A 16,675-nucleotide genomic window follows, 5' to 3' on the forward strand; every position below is an offset into this window, starting at 1 on the left:
AAAAGGTGTTAGACAACAAACAGAACAAAAATACAATTTTTCCGGGTTGCTATGCCTTATATACGAAATTTAGGGGCATTTAGTTGGCTATTGTCGTGGCGTACTGCAATAAATTTGCGCCCATGCGAAGGGCCGCCTGCCGCACCGACTCCGGATCATTGTATACCGCCTGATCTTCCCACCCATTGCCCAGGTCTGACTCATAGCTGTAATAGCACACCAATCGGCCCTGATAAATAAGGCCAAATCCCTGAGCGGCTTTCCCATCATGTTCGTGCACCTTGGGCAGACCAGCCGGGAACTTGAACTTCTGATTATAGATCGGGTGTGAGAACGGCAGCTCTACGAAAGACAAGTCCGGGAAAACGCGCTTCATCTCCCGGCGTATAAATTTGTCAAGCCCGTAATTATCGTCGATGTGGATGAAACCACCTGACATCAAATAGCGTCGCAGGTTTTGCACCTCGGCTTCAGAGAAAGACACGTTGCCGTGCCCGGTCATGTGTACAAACGGGTACGAAAACAGATCGGTACTTCCCACATCTACAATATCATCTTCAGGAAAAATATTCATGCGAAGCTGTTGATTGGCAAACTTGATCAAGTTGGGCAAGGCCGTTTTGTTGGCATACCAGTCACCGCCACCGTTATATTTAAGCTTCGCAATGCGATAGGCATACGGTTGCGCCTTTGCCAGGTCGACAAATACAAAGCAGTGAACAAACACGAATAAGGCAATAGCGGGCAGCTTTTTCATAGATCGGTTGGTATTCCTGATTGACTAAACGATAACGGTGCGATAACTACTGATTCAAAAAATTCAGGGCCTGACAGGCGGCCAATGCCGCCGTTTCGGTGCGCAGTCTGTTTGGACCAAGCGTGACCATCTGAAACCCCGCCTGTGTAGCCTGCTGCAATTCGGATGCCGAAAAATCACCTTCCGGGCCAATTAAAACAGCATACTGCCCGGTAGGCTCAGCCGTTCGCATCAGCGAGCCCACAGGTACGTTCTCGGGCAGATGAGCCACGAAACGTTGACTTTCAGCAACTGTTGGCACTAAGTTGGCAAACGGCATGGCATCGTCGAGCTTTGGTAGCCAGCACTGGAGTGATTGTTTCATAGCGGCTACCGCTATTTTCTCTATCCGGTCCAGTTTGAGCACCCGCCGCTCTGAGTGTTGAGCGATGAAAAAGCTGATGCGTTCGATACCCACTTCAACCGCTTTTTCAACAAACCACTCTATCCGATCCAGATTTTTGGTCGGTGCCACGCAAATACGCACCGAAAACGGGCGAGGTGGCGTCGACTCGATTGATACAATCCGAAATGCGCAGTGTTTATCGGCTCTTGTTATAACGCTATCGTACCGATTTCCGCGCCCATCGGTAACGGATATTACGTCGCCAACGCCTAGGCGGAGGGTTCGGGTGGCGTGCCGGGCATCGTCGTCGGTAAGCAGACCCGCGGCATCGGCGGGTGTAAGAGCAGGCTGATAAAAAAGGTGCATAATTCCCAAATGGTGGCCGTAAAAATAGTGAAACGACAGTAAGGGCGGGTCACCTGTTTAAAAAGCACGTAACTTCACTTTTTCAATTCATCATCTATGCACCTTTATCGATCCCTACTCCTGATTACCGGGTTGCTGACAGTCCATTTGGCCCCGGCTCAGTTTCGTTCACGAGCCGTTCGCTGGTCGGCCGACGGCAATGCAACCTTATCCAGTACAAGAAACGCGATTGTCCGCACCGATGTTAGGAGCGGCACCGAAACAGAACTGGTATCAGTAGCCCAACTCACCCCAACGGGCAGCAAAACGCCCGTCACAGTCGCCGATTTCGCTTTTAGCAGTGATTCGAACACGGTCCTGATTTTCACAAACACGGCGCGTGTGTGGCGTTATAATACCCGCGGCGACTACTACGTGCTTACCCGGAAAAACGCCGATGGAAGCCTAGGTACGTTGCGGCAGGTTGGAGCCAATCAGCCCAGTCAGTCGATGCTATACGCCAAGCTGTCTCCCGACGGGAAACGGGTGGCCTACGTTAGCAAGAACAATCTCTTTTCAGAAGAAATTGCGACCCGCAAAACAACGCAACTCACTACCGACGGCACCCGGAGACGCATCAACGGCACCTTCGATTGGGCCTACGAAGAAGAATTTGGCTGCCGCGATGGTTTTCGCTGGAGCCCCGACAGCAAGCAACTGCTCTACTGGCAGGTCGACGCCAGCAAAATCCGGGATTTTCTGATGATCAACAATACCGATTCGATCTATTCGTATACCATTCCCGTCGAGTATCCCAAAGTGGGCGAATCCCCCTCTCCTGCCCGTCTCGGCGTAGTGTCGGCTACAGGTGGACAGACCAAGTGGCTGGCTATTCCCGGCGATCCGGCCCAACATTATCTGGTCCGTGCCGAGTGGTTCCCATCGACCAAAGCCACTGGCAATGAACTCATTATTCAGCAATTGAACCGCAAACAGAATGAGAGTACCCTGTATGTATGTCAGCCAGCCAAAAACACCGTTACACCTATTTTCAAGGAAACGGACAATGCCTGGATCGATATTAAGGCACGCTGGAATGGCGACGATCCAACCGGCTGGGAATGGACAAACGGAGGCAATTCATTTATCTGGGTCTCTGAAAAAGACGGATGGCGGCACATTTACCAGCTCAGCCGCGATGGCAAATCACAGACGTTGCTAACGCCTGGTAACTACGATATGGCCGAAATGGAGCGCATCGATGAGCGAAGTGGCGGAAACGGGTACGTTTATTTCACTGCCTCACCCGATAATGCCACTCAACGGTACCTCTTCCGGGTTCCCCTCAACGGATCGGGCAAAGCAGAGCGATTATCGCCCGCGAACCAGGCGGGAACGCATGGTTACGAGGTGTCGCCCAACGGGCAGATAGCCATGCATACGTTTACCAATGCAACCACTCCCCCATCGCGTCAGTGGGTGTCATTACCCGATCATGCGCCGTTGCGGGCCAATGCTGGGGCGCGGCCAACGCAGGCAAGAGGAAAAAATATTCGGTTTTTCACCGTGACCACTTCCGAAAACGTCACCCTCGACGGTTGGATGGCCCTACCACCCGCTTTCGACAGTACCAAACGCTATCCGATTGTTTTTCAGGTATACGGTGAGCCGGCGGCAGTGACGACTAACGATGTATTTTCGGCCGGGAACAACGACCTTTTCATGGGCGATATGCTGAAAGAAGGCTACATCTACGCCGCCCTCGACAACCGGGGAACACCGGCTTTGAAAGGGGCTGCCTGGCGTAAAAGCATTTACCGGCAGATTGGCCGAATGAACATTCGTGATCAGGCGCTGGGTGCTAAAGCACTCTTTGCCCGCCACGCGTTCATCGATACCAGTCGGGTAGCTGTGTGGGGCTGGAGCGGCGGCGGATCAACCACGCTGAACTTACTGTTCCAATATCCAGGCCTTTATCAGACAGGTATTGCCGTAGCCGCCGTAGCCAACCAATTAACCTACGATAACATCTATCAGGAACGGTACATGGGATTGCCACAGGAAAACCGGGAAGATTTTGTGGCAGGCTCACCCATTACGCACGCCAAAGGCCTGAAAGGAAACCTCCTGTACATTCACGGTACAGGCGACGATAACGTGCATTATGCCAATGCCGAGATGTTGCTGGATGAGCTGATAAAGCACAACAAGCTGTTTCAATTCATAGCGTACCCAAACCGGTCTCATGGTATTTATGAAGGGGCGGGCACACGGCAGCATCTGAGCACGATGTACACTGACTTTCTGAAGAAAAATTGTCCACCGGGTGCTCGCTAAACAGCAGTCAAAGTCAGCCATAGCAACGTGCTTTTATGTGTTGTTAGTTGGTTCTGATCAATTAAAAAGTCGAGTCCCTGCCCATTGAACATCAATGGGCAGGGACTCGACTTTTTTTGAGTAGTTTCTTTTCGTACTTCTTCCTCAGGCGGAGCCGATATTCGCTTAAGGATCAAGAGACTTTCAAATTTATATGACTAACTATCAATCACTTAACAATTATTTATTAGTCTACAAAATCCAGACCAGCAACTTATCCCGTAGGTCTTCCCGTCGATCGATCGCACATAGTTTCACTCACAAAATCAGTATTACTAATTACACAACATGAAGACGATTAAACTTCTTTTTTCAATGCTTGCCGTAGCCGCGATCAGTACGGGAGCTTTTGCCCAGGAGAAAACAGTAACAGTAGGTGGTGCACCGATGTACCCTTCGAAAAATATTGTTGAGAATGCCGTAAACTCGAAAGACCATACCACACTGGTGGCGGCGGTTAAAGCAGCCGGTTTGGTAGAGACGCTGTCGAGTGCAGGTCCGTTTACCGTGTTTGCGCCTACCAATAAGGCATTCGAGAAGTTGCCAGCCGGTACAGTTGAAACACTGGTGAAGCCAGAAAACAAAACCATGCTGAGCGGAATCCTGACTTACCACGTGGTATCTGGTAAAGTAAGTGCCATGGATTTGATGAACCAAATCAAAAGCGGCGGCGGAAAAGCTACGCTTAAAACGGTAGCTGGCGGCACACTGACGGCTACTCAGAAAGGCAAAAAAATTATGCTGACCGACGAAAAAGGTGGCAAATCAACCGTGACGATCGCCGATGTCAATCAATCGAATGGCGTAATTCACGTAATCGATACCGTGCTGATGCCTAACTAGGCGCACGATTTACTACCTATGTAGATGTGCCCGGACCCAATGGTCCGGGCTTTTTTTGTGGGTACGTTGCCAGTTTGAGATTCTACTCACAAAAAAAGCCCCGCCAAATCAGGCAGGGCTTTCGCTAAGAAAGAAAAGCGTTTTATGCTACTGTTGGCCGCAATACGGGGAAACGACGCTGAAGAAGCGCATAACCTCCGAAAAGTAGTCCGCTGAAAAACAGGTCGCCCAGGATACCATTCAGAAAAAACGACTGGTTGTTGTAGAAAGCCATACCAGCGGTGTAGCAGGCCAACAGCCCACCCGCCGTTTGCGGATAATAGCTGCTGCCAAACCAAACGGCGAAGTTTGTGATCAGGAAAAACAGGATCGACGCGGCCAGCGAACCGCCTACAACCCGGCTGAACGTAGGCCTTTGCAGGGCAACAACACCAATAAGCCAGCCCAACGCCAGCGAGCCATATACAGCGCCCATGGTGCCATGGAAGCCGATCAGGGCATCGCTGAGCAGCATGGCCAGCATGGGAATGATAAATCCCAGCCATTTGCGCTCAAAAAGAGCACCGCCAAACAAAGCCATAGCCATCACCGGCGTTGCGTTGGGCGGATGAGGTAAGAACCGCGAAAGAGCAACAAGTAGCACGAGTGATGCCGTAGTAGTCAGGCGAATATGAAGTGGTTTCATAGAAGAAAATAGACCGTTTGTAAATCGTTGAATAGGTTTGGATACCCTTTATTTTATTAGCGGTTGATGTAGGCTACCGTGTAGGTCCCATTTTGAACGGCTAGTTTGGAAACCGCGCCATAGTCGAGGTGGAGCCGGTAGGCATTCTGCAAAGGTAACTCCAGGATTAAACACAGCAAAGCCCGGATTACGCCGCCATGACTAACAATATAGACTGTTTTGGGTTGCTCGGCATCGGCTAAAGGCAACACTTCATCACGCCAGAAAGCACTAACCCGGTCATATACCTCCTGAAAAGAGTCGCCGTAATGCGGGGCCAGATTCACGAAATCTACCATCCAGGCATCGAGTTCTTCGCGTGGAATGGCACTCCAGGGTTGCATTTCCCAATCGCCAAAGTGATACTCCCGCAAGCGGTCATCGAGCTTAAAGGAAATGGGAGACTCCGTGGCCGACCCGGTCAGCCGCCTTTTCCCGGCAACCTCAAGCCGCTCTTCACTGGTAGAAAACCCCGAAAAGACAAGATCTTCGGCCAGTTGACGGCAACGGCTCAGCGGACTGGAAAAGACAACATCAGGTGCTTTATCGGGCAAATGCCTGACTAGCCCCAATGCCTGTGCAGCGTAATTATCAGCCAGTTCCACGTCGGTACCGCCATAACAGACCGATTTCCCAACGGCTACTTCGGTATGCCGGATCAGATAGATTGTCGTCATAAAACAAGTTGTGTATATAGCCGGTCAAGGGTTTGTTCGGGATCCGCGCAAAGACCCGGATGCACCGGCGAGCTTTGCACCACGGTACTGCGTGTGGCCGTAAGCCAGCGAAAACGGGATGCAATTGGTAACTGACCGATGGGCCCGCCGGTTTTTCGTCCGCCACAAATACGCTCAAAAGCCCGGAGCCGGTCCGTAATCTCATCCAGATCAGGTACGTTGGCAAAAGCCAGCAACCGCTCGGCGGGCAGGTGAAAACGGGTCTGCAGAAATCCCTGCGAGGCACAGTACAAAATGACCCCTACGTTCAGAAACTCTTCCCGTTCTACCCTTGGTACCACGCGGATGACGGCATATTCAAACAAGTGCATGTCGGGCATCGTTGGCGGCGTTTACAAATCGGTCCGACTCAGCAAGCCGGGTCGTCAAAAACTGAACATACACTTCACGCTGGTCGGCTGGCGAGAGTTCGGCACCTTCGGTCAGCAGCCAATCGTCGGGAATCAGGGCTACGATTTCCCGGATACGTTCGGTGGTCAATATGGCCCTAAACTCGGCATCAACGGCGGTGAGTTCTGCGGCTTGTGGCAACAGTACATGGTCTTTTACGGAGGCAAACGGACGGCGAGCCTGCTCTTCCCAGGGCTGACCACTATGATGAAAGTACAGCGACGCGCCATGGTCGATGAGCCACAGTTCTTTGTGCCACATCAGCATGTTGGTGTTGCGGGCCGTTCTGTCTACGTTAGTCACGAAACAATCCAGCCACACAATCTGCGAGGCCAGCCGCGCGTCAACGGTGGTTACCAGCGGGTCGAACGTAATAGCCCCGGAAAGGTAATGGAGGGCCAAATTCAGCCCCGCGCTGGCTTTCAGCAGATCCTGAATTTCTTCGTCGGGTTCCGTTCGACCAAAGGCGGGATCCAGGTTTACGAACACAATTTCAGGTATTCGGAAGCCTAGAGTTCGGGCCAGTTCGCCGGCGATAAGTTCGGCAATCAGGGCTTTGGTCCCTTGCCCCGCACCCCTGAATTTGAGCACGTACAAAAAATCATCGTCGGCCTCGACCAGCGCGGGTAGTGAACCGCCTTCGCGAAGCGGGGTAACGTACCTGGTTACATTAACCGTTCGTAGTTGTATCTCGTGTTGACTCACCGTTTTGCTAAACGCTTACCCAGACTAATGAAACATATGACAGATAAACCACTACTTCGGTCAGTTGTTGAGTAGCTCCCAAACAGTCGCCGGTATACCCACCTAACCACTTGGTAAAGAAGCGCATCAGTCGCCACCGGACCAGCCAAAGCGGTATCAGGAAGGTGATGTATATCCACAAACCGCTTAACACAATCAGCAGAATGGTTGGTGCCAGCCCGAAAAAAGTGGCGATCACCAGCGGCCAACCCACAATACCACCTTTGGCAATGGGTTTAGCTTTCGACATTTCGTCTTCACGGGCATAGCTCATACTGGCAATAAGCGTAGTAGCTACCCAGCGGCTCAGGCTATGCGCCGAGACGTATTTCAACGCCAGTTTCCAGCCGAAGGGTTCGCCGGGAAGTAGTTTCATCAGCGCAAAAAATTTAATCGCCAGCAACAAACCCAACCCCACCACGCCATACGTACCCAGCCGACTATCTTTCATGATGGTCAGGATCTGTGTTTTTGTCCAGCCGCCGCCAAATCCGTCGCACACATCACCAAAGCCATCTTCGTGGAACGCACCCGTTGCCCAGATCGTGGCGACCATGCTGAACAAAACGGCCAGTTCGGGTGGAAACAGGATGCTGGCGATCCAGTACGTACCCACGCCAATACCGCCCACGATCCAGCCTATGAAGGGGAAAAAGAGCGTAGACCGGTTCAGCAGATCTTCCGAGTGGTCAATGCCTTTCGGCACCGGCAACCGGGTATAGAACATCAACGCCGTGAAGAAAAGAGTTTTCATAGGTAAACTGGAAACACGGTAGTAGGAGAAGGCTTTGCCGCTGTTAGGCCTGATTGGTAGACACTCCGGCACTGTCGAACGTGGCCATATCGGTAAGCATGGTCACGGCGGCCTGTACCAGCGGATAAGCCAGCGCACAGCCTGTTCCCTCGCCGAGGCGTAAGCCCAGATTGAGTAATGGTTTGGCGTTCAGTTGCTCCAGCATTAATCGGTGGCCATGTTCGTCAGACTGATGGGTGAAAATGCAGTAGTCTGTTACGGCGGGGTCTAGCGCGCGCGCAACCAGCAAGGCCGCCGTTGTAATGAAACCATCGACCAGAATGACCATTTCGTTTTCGGCAGCCCGGAGCATACCACCCGCAATAGCGGCCAGTTCAAACCCACCCATGGCCGACAACAAGTCCATTGGCTCGGTCAGGTGGGCGTAACGGCTGGCCACTTCGGTCAGTATATCCAGTTTGTGCGTCAGTTGCTCGTCAGTTAGCCCGGTTCCGCGCCCAACGCACTGATCAAGTGGCAGGTCAAGGAGGCGGTGCATGAGCAACGCGGCCGACGAAGTGTTGCCGATTCCCATTTCGCCAAAGCCAACGATGTTACACCCCCGATGCTGCACCCCATCCACCAGAAGCCGACCGGCATCCATTGCGGCTTCGGTATCGTCGGAACTCATGGCGGGTTGGAAGCGCATATTTTGCGTACCCGGCTGCACTTTAAATTTCACAAATTCGGGCGTGTTGGCCTCGAACGTACCCCGCACACCCACATCGCACACCAGCAGTCGAAGGCCATTCTGTCGAGTAAAGGCGTTGATGCCTGCGCCGCCCTGCATGAAGTTGAGCACCATCTGATAGGTCACCTCGGCGGGGTAAGCGCTTACACCTTCGGCCGCAATGCCATGATCACCGGCAAAGACAAGAATGTGCGGATTGGTTAATACGGGCGTTTCCGTTTGCTGGATCAAACCAATTTGTAAGGCCAGCTTTTCGAGCTGTCCAAGCGACCCCAGGGGCTTTGTTTTATGGTCAATCAGGTGCTGTAAGCGGGATTCGAGCGAACGGTTGAGTACAGAAGCGGGCATGTTGATGGCGAAATGAATCGAAGACACAAAGTTGGCGAAACAAGTTCGATTGTCGACGACACTTTCTGCTACCGACTCTTGGCATTGGCGGCCGTTTGCGTTTGACAGTACCGTCCACCCTCAGATTTGATCGCTTCGGCCCTGTATCCCGCCGGTATGAATGGCCACCACCCGAGCCTGATCGGGGAAACAGCCTTGCCGGGCCAGTTCATATAGCGCAAACAGCAGTTTTCCCGTATAAACCTGCTCTAGCTGAATACCGGTCCGGCACTCAAAATCGCGTATGAAGCGGAGTAGTTCGGGCGTTGTTCGGGCATAGCCGCCGTGGTGATAATCGGTGCAGATAGTCACGTTTGGGGGTAGTACACCCGGCAATCCCGCAAAGCTGGCAACGCTCTGTTCGGGCACTTTCAGGGCCGAAACGCCCAGCACCTGAACCGTTGAGGGAGCCGCCTGCATCAGTCCCGCCAACGTGCCGCCTGTACCTACCGCAGCGGCCACCACCGTTGGCCATTTACCCAGTTGCTCGTGTAGTTCGGGCATAATTTCAGCCACGCCGTTGATCGCCAACGCGTTTGTGCCGCCTTCGGGCAACGTATAGCAGGGACCGTAACGTACCTGAAGTTCAGCTAGAAACGCTGGATCTTCGGCCCGCAGATACGTGGCCCGATCAACGAAGTAAAGAGTCATGCCCTGTTCCCGACAAAACGCCAGCGTGGGGTTCAGCGGTTTGTGCGCCAGTTCATCGCCCCGGACAATACCGATCGTCTGAAACCCAAAAACCCGTCCAGCGGCGGCTGTGGCATATAAATGATTGGAATAAGCCCCGCCAAACGTCAATAAGGTTGTGAAGCCTGATCGGCTGGCTTCGAGCAGATTGTGCTTCAGTTTGCGCCATTTGTTACCCGATACCAGAGGGTGTAACAAGTCGTCGCGCTTCAGATAAAGGCGAATGGGGACCGGCTCGGGAAAGGCATCGGGTAGGTAGTCTATTGATGAATGGCCGACAATCTGGTTAAGGTGAGCCGCTAAATCGCTCATGGTGTGTAATTTTGGGGAAATTAGGGGCGACAGGCCGGGTACTATGCCCTGACCGTTGCCCACGTACATTATGATCGATCAAGATACCCAGCCAGACGATATTGAAGAAGATGACCTGTTCGAGCATCACAGAATCGTAGTCGATGCGGGCCAGGCAATGCTTCGGATCGACCGGTTTCTGGATACGAAATTAGCGACTACTTCACGCACCAAACTACAGTCGGCCATTGATGCGGGCGGCGTGAAAGTGAATGGTCAGGTTGTGAAGGCCAGCTACAAAGTCAAACCCGTTGATTTAATTACGGTTTCGCTGCCTCACCCGATGCGCGACACCACCATCATTCCACAAAACATTCCGCTCGACATTGTCTTTGAAGATGATGAACTGATGGTGGTAAATAAACCTGCCGGCATGGTGGTTCACCCCGCCCACGGCAACTGGGATGGTACGCTGGTGAACGCGCTGGTCTACTACCTGCAAAACCTGCCTACTACCCGCAACGGAGAAGGCCGCCCCGGACTGGTGCACCGCATCGATAAAGACACGTCTGGCCTGATGGTGATCGCCAAAACCGAGTTCGCTATGAGTCACCTAGCCCGGCAGTTTTTCGAGCATACCATCGAACGTACCTACAATGCGATGGTTTGGGGTATTCCCGACCCGGCCGACGGCATGATTACGGGCTATATTGGCCGGTCGGCCAGCGACCGGAAAGTGATGACCGTCTACGATGACGAGACGAAAGGCAAGTGGTCAGTTTCGCATTACAAAACGCTAGAGGCGCTAAACTACGTCTCGTTGGTGCAATGTAACCTGGAAACCGGACGTACCCACCAGATTCGGGCTCACTTTCGGCATATCGGCCACCCGCTCTTCAACGATGCAACTTATGGCGGCGACAAGATTTTGCGGGGAAACCCCAACGGAACCTTCAAGGCCTTCGTCGATAACGCTTTTGCCCTCTTGCCCCGACAGGCCCTCCACGCCCGTTCGCTTGGTTTTGAACACCCACGTACCCAGGAATGGTACCAGTTTGACTCACCCCTACCCACAGATTTTCAGGCTACTCTAGACAAGTGGCGTAACAAAGTATGATCACCATCCGCACCGGCGTTGAAGCCGACATTCTCCAGGTTTTCGACCTGATTGTTGAATTGGCTGTTTACGAAGAAGCCGCCGACCAAATGACCAACACCGTTGAGCAACTTCGCGAAGATGGGTTTGGTGCTAATCCGCTGTTTCATTTCATGGTAGCCGAAGATGACATCACGAAGAAACTCGTTGGCATTTCGCTCTATTATTTCCGGTACTCGACCTGGAAGGGAAAAAGACTCTATCTGGAGGACATCATTATCACAGAAAGCCACCGGGGTCAGGGCTTGGGTAAGGTGCTGCTCGATGCCACCATTGCTAAAGCCCGTGAACTGAATTGCACCGGCATGATGTGGCAGGTGCTCGACTGGAATGAGCCCGCTATTGGTTTCTACAAACAGTTCGGCACCCGCTTCGACGACGGCTGGACCAACTGCCATCTGGATTTTTAACGATCCATTGTTTCCGTAGATTGGCATCCGCGTGCAAGGTTTGGAGTAGTTTCCACGGAAACTACTCCAAACCTTGCACGCGAATGTTTACTTTTCCATTAGCGTGTACGACCGCTACCATGGCTGTTGGTGTCAGAAAAACCTGATCGGGGCTGACGCCTTCTATCTTACCCGATAACGTCACCCCTTTGGCCAATGGATAGTTAGTCATTCGCTCCTGAATTGACTGGCGAACCGCGTCGATCTGATCGCCGACGGGGAAAGTCAGGTTCTTTTCGAGCGTTTTAGCCAGCGTACTTTTCAAAATCCAGCTCGCGGCCTGCTGAAGGAGATTTCTGGTATCCAGATCATACACCAGATTTTTCAACGTAACCGACCGTGTGTTAACGTCGTAGTACGGCTGACCACGCAGGTAAATATCGCCCGTTACGCTACCAGTCAAGCCTGCCTTAATGATCAGGTTTTCGTTCTGACCGTACAAATCCAGATCGGTAATAGTCACTGAATACGCGCCATCGCGGAATGTAAACGATCGGCCCACAAGCTGTTTCTTGGCTAGATCGGCAACTTCCGGGTACGTAGCTTCGCTGATGATGCCCACCCTGAAATCATCTTTTACGGTATTGACCAACGTTAAATCGGGCAAGTCAATGGCGGGTTTTACCACGGGTTTGGGTCCAACAGTAGTCAGTGTATGTCCCTCCAACCCAATGGTGGTTCTGATTTCGCCATTCTCGAAACGGAGCGGCGTAATCAGAACCCGGCGCGGCACCACCATCAACCACGTTTTGAATTCGTCAGACAGGTTGTAGGGTTCGCGAATCAGGTTCCAGGCCCGCAATACGGGTGTGCGCAGGTCGATTTTGGCCCGCACCTGCTTATCGAGCGTTTGGGTAACGGTTCCCAAGTTGGTGTTGATAGCTTTGCTTACCAGCCCCGTGATCGGCACCTCGATGCCTACGAGTCGAATGGTGGGTTTGGTGATGTAGTCAAAACCTTCGGCCGTTGTTTTAGTGCTTACGGTCCAGTCTTTGTCAATTGAAAAGCGGGTGGCAAAGCGCAAGTCGATCTCGAACGTGGTTTCGCCCGACTGCATGAAACCCAGCACTTTTTTCCCAGCTTTCGCCCAGATTTTCAAGGGTACGTGGAAATAGAACAGGCTATCTCCCTGTACCACACCAGCTTTCACCCCAATAGGAGCCCGCTTCCAGACTTTCGTCATAAACGGCGTTCCGCCCCCATCGTCATCAAACGAATTGTCTTCATAGATTAATCCGTTTACCTGTGCGTTGATCTGACGTTCTACATCAGCAAGGGCAATGGCGACGGGAATGTTGACGGTCGATATCAGGGCATCGGAGCGTACGTCCATACTCGAGTTCTGGTAAGCCGCTTTGGGTGCGGCGGGATTCACATGATTTGTCTTTGGCTGACAGGCAACCAGGCAGCAAGCAATGGCAATAGGCAGGAGCCTTCTAAAACGGCTTAGTGTCCCAGCCAACCGCCTACTATTTAAGCGTGACCTTAGTGGCACCGTAGCCGAATTTTTGTTTTTGGGCATCTTCAAAGAAGCGAACGTTAGGGTGGCGGCTTAGGTGACGGTGAAGTTCCTGCCGCAGTTTGCCGGTGCCTACACCGTGAATGAATGTAATGTCGGGCATTCCGTTGGCAATGGCGTTCTCCAGGTTTTTCTCAAAGGCACGCAACTGCACGTCGACCAGATCGCCCGGCGATTTGCCGGTTTGCCCGCCCGGCATCAGTTTTTCGATGTGCAAATCCACCACGGCGGCGGGCTTATCGACCGTGACCGTACCCTGTTCTGCTTTGGGTTCCAGCAACGCCGCCTTGATCGAATCGGCCGGAGGGTTCATGGTCGCGTTACTGCTTTCATCATCGAGTTGAAACAGATGACCCGGCTGATTCAGCACAGGTACGTTCTGCTTACTTTTGAAGAACGCCTGAGCACGTGGTTTCAATCGTTTCACCAGCGGAATGCGAGGCGGCTGACCAGCTCCGGGCCGAAAGTATAACGCCTGAAACAACAAGGTAGGCCACTGCTCGAAACGCTCGATCAGGTGCATTTCGTTGAGTTTAAGCTGCGATTTAGCTTTCAGCGTGGTCGATTGCAGTCCCCGCGTTTTGTTGTCACGCTCTTCGGTCACAGTCAGCAAAACATCCCAGTCGGTGTTATTCACAACGTGGAGCGCAATGTCGCGATCGTTCTGAGGCACATACGCCAGGTACAACCCCACATTTGACAGGATTTGACCTGCTGCCCTACCCAAGGGCGTTGCCGTACGCTGGGGAGCAAACGTATCCCGCGCTTCGGCCGCCTGACCCGATGGTTTGAACCGCTCCGCTTCCATAGGCGACACCACGACCAATTCCGACTGCATCACCGGAATCCGGAATCCATCTTCGATCTCAATTTCGACCCGATTTCCACTTAAAAAGCGAACGACTACACCCTGTTCTTTCGCCCGGATCATCCGAACTTTATCACCAATATTCATAATTTCTGCATTTAGTTTTGAGTGGTGAATTGTGATTTTGTGAAGGGTGAAGGGTGATTTGGTGAAGGGTGAGGGGCTCCGCTAATGGTGGTAACCGTCCCCCTGCAGAGCATTCACCCTGCAGAGCATTCACCCTTCACCAATTCACCCCTCACCAAATCACCCCTCACCAAATCACAATTCACCCTTCACCGAATAGCCAACCTCAGTCCGGCGGTAAAGTTTCGGCGGGGGGCGGCGTTGTAGTAACGATTTCCAACCGCATTAAGGTCATAGCCCAGGCTGTAGGTTTGGTCGAGCAGGTTATCGCCCCCCGCAAACAGATCAGCAATAAGGTGTTTGCCCACCTTATGTTGGTAGCCTACCGTGGTCTGGAGCAACCGGGTTGGGTCGGCCATGGCGGTGTTGGCATCGTTTAGGGCAAAAGGCGGCAGGAACTGAAACGTCAAATGGGCATACAGACCCGTTGAATGCGTATAATCTATCCCCCACACGCCCGTGAAAGGGGCTACGCCAGGTACGTTGTTACCCGATAAGTCAACAGCAAGCTGCTGGTAGTTCAGGTACTTATAATTAGCCAGGGTCAATGTTTGCCACACCGTTAGACCTGAACCAGTACCCCTACTCCCGGGACGAAGCAGGGCGTAACGTAACGACGTTTCCAGTCCGGTTTGCTGCGTATTACCTGCGTTTACAAAAAACTCAGCTCCATTTTCAAGCGACCGGCGAACAATAGTTTCGCGCAATTGTAGCGAATAACCAACCAGATCGAATTGAAGACGGTTGGCAAGGCTACCCCGCACGCCAAGTTCCACCTGACTACCCCGTTCGGGGTTCAAATTCGCGTTGAAAAACCCGGCCGATGAAAGTACCTCCTGACTGGTAGGAGCCGAATAACCGGTGCTGGCATTAACGAACAGCGATGCCTGCTGACCCAGCGTTTTCAGCGCAGAAACCCGGAGTAACCAGGCCGGTTTGAATGCCCGTTGCTGTGGACCGGGCCCCGGATTACCTGCCAGCGAAAAACGGTTAAAGTCATAACCCGACTCGTTGCGGCTTAAGCCAGCAGTCAGCAGCAGGCCCAATGGTTTCAGATTGACTTCCTCCTGCACGAACAGATTCCACTGTTTGGCCCGAAGCTCGTCGTCATTTTGAAGCGTATCAGTCCGGCCGCCCCGGTTACCGAAATTGCGCGACCCAGTACGGTTAGTTTGCCATTCGCCCCCAAAAACCAGCGCCATCGGTACATCAGCATCGCTTTGTTGCGTAAAACGCGTCACCGACCGCAACCCCATTCCCTGATCGGTGCGGCGTTCGTAGTTGGTGATAAAGGGGTTGTTAAATTCGGTGGACGAACCGTAGACTACGTTCGTTGTTTGCCAGCGGCTGTTCCAGGCCATGTTGTGCGACAGACCCAGATAGCCCACTTTCTGATAAATACCGGCCCGCTGTTCAGCACTACCCGGCAAGGTACGCGTGGCAGGGCGCGACGCCATCGGATTAGCCCGGAACTGAGCTTCGGTTAGTCCGCCGGGCGTTTGGTAGGCCAGGTCGGAATAAATGAGCAAGGCTGTTACCGTTTGCCGATCATCGGGTCGGAAGCTACCGGTAAACGAGACGTTATCGCGCGACATGGCGCTGTGATCGCGATAGCCGCTTGCCTGTAAGTGATTTACGCTGAGCGAAATAGAAGACCGTTCGTTGGCTGTCTGTGCCAGTACACCATAGCCGATCTGACCATACCCACCACCCAGTGCACTGATCTCTACACGGCTGGTGCCGGGCGAAACGGCCGGACCACTGAGCAAGACTGTACCGCCGGTATTGGCTCCATATAGACTCCCCGATGGGCCCTTAATCACCTCTACCCGACCCAGCATTCGGACGTCGAGGGCGTTGAGTGGCGTATTCCCGGCGGCATCCGTAAGGGGCATATCCTGGTAGTACACTTTCACATTACGAACACCAAACGGCGACCGAATCAGGCTACCGCGAATGGAGAGCCGATAGCTTCCCGGCGACCGTTCATCCATTCGCACACCGGGAAGCGTGTTCATCGACGAAACCAGCGTGGGTGTAGCAAAGCGCTGTACCAACTCACGCCGCGACAGCAAACCGACCGACGCACCCGTAGTCAGTAGAGACCGGTTGCTTTCGTAGGCCCGGACTACCACTTCATTGAGCGATTGGGCAATGAGTGTGTCCTGAGTATTCGTTGACTCTTCGGCCGACTGCTGAGCCAGGACAGGAGTTAACGTGAGCAGAAGAAGACTACTCAGTAAGGGTATTGTGGTCATAGATTGGTAAAAGTACAGCCAGCCTTTGGTAAGTGAGTTTAGGTGCCAGTCTTTTTGCCTATTTAACAACAGATACATCCAGTATGGCTCAACACAAACTAATTTTCTGGTCAACTTTAGCCTGAACAGATACTGATTTAGCGCGA

16 protein-coding genes are annotated in these 16,675 nt (G+C 52.8%); 4 read left to right on the plus strand and 12 right to left on the minus strand.

From position 1 onward, the window contains the following. Positions 1–79: 79 nt before the first annotated feature. Positions 80–757 (minus strand): DUF4159 domain-containing protein, encoded by a 678-nt coding sequence (locus tag ACAW87_RS05900; protein ID WP_370722231.1) that lies wholly within the window; start codon positions 755–757, stop codon positions 80–82. A 46-nt stretch (positions 758–803) separates the two neighbouring features. After that, complete coding sequence (locus ACAW87_RS05905) at positions 804–1,508, minus strand: RsmE family RNA methyltransferase (protein ID WP_370722232.1); 705 nt, start codon at positions 1,506–1,508, stop codon at positions 804–806. Positions 1,509–1,604: 96 nt separating this feature from the next. On the opposite strand from ACAW87_RS05905, the gene ACAW87_RS05910 reads away from it, so the two are divergent. Next, positions 1,605–3,824, plus strand: coding sequence for a S9 family peptidase (locus tag ACAW87_RS05910; RefSeq protein WP_370722233.1), 2,220 nt, complete (start codon positions 1,605–1,607; stop codon positions 3,822–3,824). Positions 3,825–4,151: 327 nt separating this feature from the next. Next, positions 4,152–4,706, plus strand: a complete 555-nt coding sequence (locus ACAW87_RS05915) for a fasciclin domain-containing protein (protein WP_370722234.1) — start codon at positions 4,152–4,154, stop codon at positions 4,704–4,706. 142 nt (positions 4,707–4,848) lie between these two features. On the opposite strand, the gene ACAW87_RS05920 is transcribed toward ACAW87_RS05915, so the two are convergent. The 7 genes from ACAW87_RS05920 to ACAW87_RS05950 form a co-directional block, all read right to left on the minus strand. Beyond that, the gene (locus ACAW87_RS05920; RefSeq protein ID WP_370722235.1) at positions 4,849–5,391 is read right to left on the minus strand and encodes a DUF6580 family putative transport protein; all 543 of its coding nucleotides are present in this window, start codon (positions 5,389–5,391) and stop codon (positions 4,849–4,851) included. 56 nt (positions 5,392–5,447) lie between these two features. Continuing rightward, positions 5,448–6,107, minus strand: coding sequence for an alpha-ribazole phosphatase family protein (gene cobC / locus ACAW87_RS05925; protein ID WP_370722236.1), 660 nt, complete (start codon positions 6,105–6,107; stop codon positions 5,448–5,450). Beyond that, complete coding sequence (locus tag ACAW87_RS05930; protein ID WP_370722237.1) at positions 6,104–6,487, minus strand: DUF3037 domain-containing protein; 384 nt, start codon at positions 6,485–6,487, stop codon at positions 6,104–6,106. The genes cobC and ACAW87_RS05930 overlap by 4 nt, the downstream gene beginning before the upstream one ends. Continuing rightward, the gene (locus tag ACAW87_RS05935; RefSeq protein WP_370722238.1) at positions 6,465–7,262 is read right to left on the minus strand and encodes a HipA family kinase; all 798 of its coding nucleotides are present in this window, start codon (positions 7,260–7,262) and stop codon (positions 6,465–6,467) included. The genes ACAW87_RS05930 and ACAW87_RS05935 overlap by 23 nt, the downstream gene beginning before the upstream one ends. A 7-nt stretch (positions 7,263–7,269) precedes the next feature. Beyond that, positions 7,270–8,055: an adenosylcobinamide-GDP ribazoletransferase gene (locus ACAW87_RS05940; RefSeq protein ID WP_370722239.1), complete on the minus strand. Its 786-nt coding sequence runs from the start codon at positions 8,053–8,055 to the stop codon at positions 7,270–7,272. Positions 8,056–8,098: 43 nt separating this feature from the next. Continuing rightward, complete coding sequence (gene cobT / locus ACAW87_RS05945) at positions 8,099–9,133, minus strand: nicotinate-nucleotide--dimethylbenzimidazole phosphoribosyltransferase (protein WP_370722823.1); 1,035 nt, start codon at positions 9,131–9,133, stop codon at positions 8,099–8,101. A gap of 120 nt (positions 9,134–9,253) precedes the next feature. Beyond that, positions 9,254–10,174 carry a 1-aminocyclopropane-1-carboxylate deaminase/D-cysteine desulfhydrase gene (locus ACAW87_RS05950; RefSeq protein WP_370722240.1) on the minus strand — a complete coding sequence of 307 codons (921 nt, stop codon included), beginning with the start codon at positions 10,172–10,174 and terminating at the stop codon, positions 9,254–9,256. A gap of 70 nt (positions 10,175–10,244) precedes the next feature. Here ACAW87_RS05950 and ACAW87_RS05955 point away from each other — a divergent pair, with 70 nt between their 5' ends. After that, positions 10,245–11,270: an RluA family pseudouridine synthase gene (locus ACAW87_RS05955; RefSeq protein WP_370722241.1), complete on the plus strand. Its 1,026-nt coding sequence runs from the start codon at positions 10,245–10,247 to the stop codon at positions 11,268–11,270. After that, positions 11,267–11,719: a GNAT family N-acetyltransferase gene (locus tag ACAW87_RS05960; protein ID WP_370722242.1), complete on the plus strand. Its 453-nt coding sequence runs from the start codon at positions 11,267–11,269 to the stop codon at positions 11,717–11,719. The genes ACAW87_RS05955 and ACAW87_RS05960 overlap by 4 nt, the downstream gene beginning before the upstream one ends. 61 nt (positions 11,720–11,780) lie before the next feature. Here the strand turns inward: ACAW87_RS05960 and ACAW87_RS05965 are convergent, their stop codons facing one another. From ACAW87_RS05965 to ACAW87_RS05975, 3 genes are all read right to left on the minus strand, one after another. After that, a complete protein-coding gene (locus ACAW87_RS05965) occupies positions 11,781–13,133 on the minus strand; it encodes a DUF4403 family protein (RefSeq protein ID WP_370722243.1) in 1,353 nt (450 codons plus the stop codon). 94 nt (positions 13,134–13,227) lie between these two features. Further along, positions 13,228–14,232 (minus strand): DUF8465 domain-containing protein, encoded by a 1,005-nt coding sequence (locus tag ACAW87_RS05970; protein ID WP_370722244.1) that lies wholly within the window; start codon positions 14,230–14,232, stop codon positions 13,228–13,230. Between the two features lie 188 nt (positions 14,233–14,420). Next, positions 14,421–16,529, minus strand: a complete 2,109-nt coding sequence (locus ACAW87_RS05975; RefSeq protein ID WP_370722245.1) for a TonB-dependent receptor — start codon at positions 16,527–16,529, stop codon at positions 14,421–14,423. Positions 16,530–16,675: the final 146 nt, after the last annotated feature.

This window comes from Fibrella aquatica (genome assembly GCF_041321135.1).
Classification (GTDB): Bacteria; Bacteroidota; Bacteroidia; order Cytophagales; family Spirosomataceae; genus Fibrella; species Fibrella aquatica.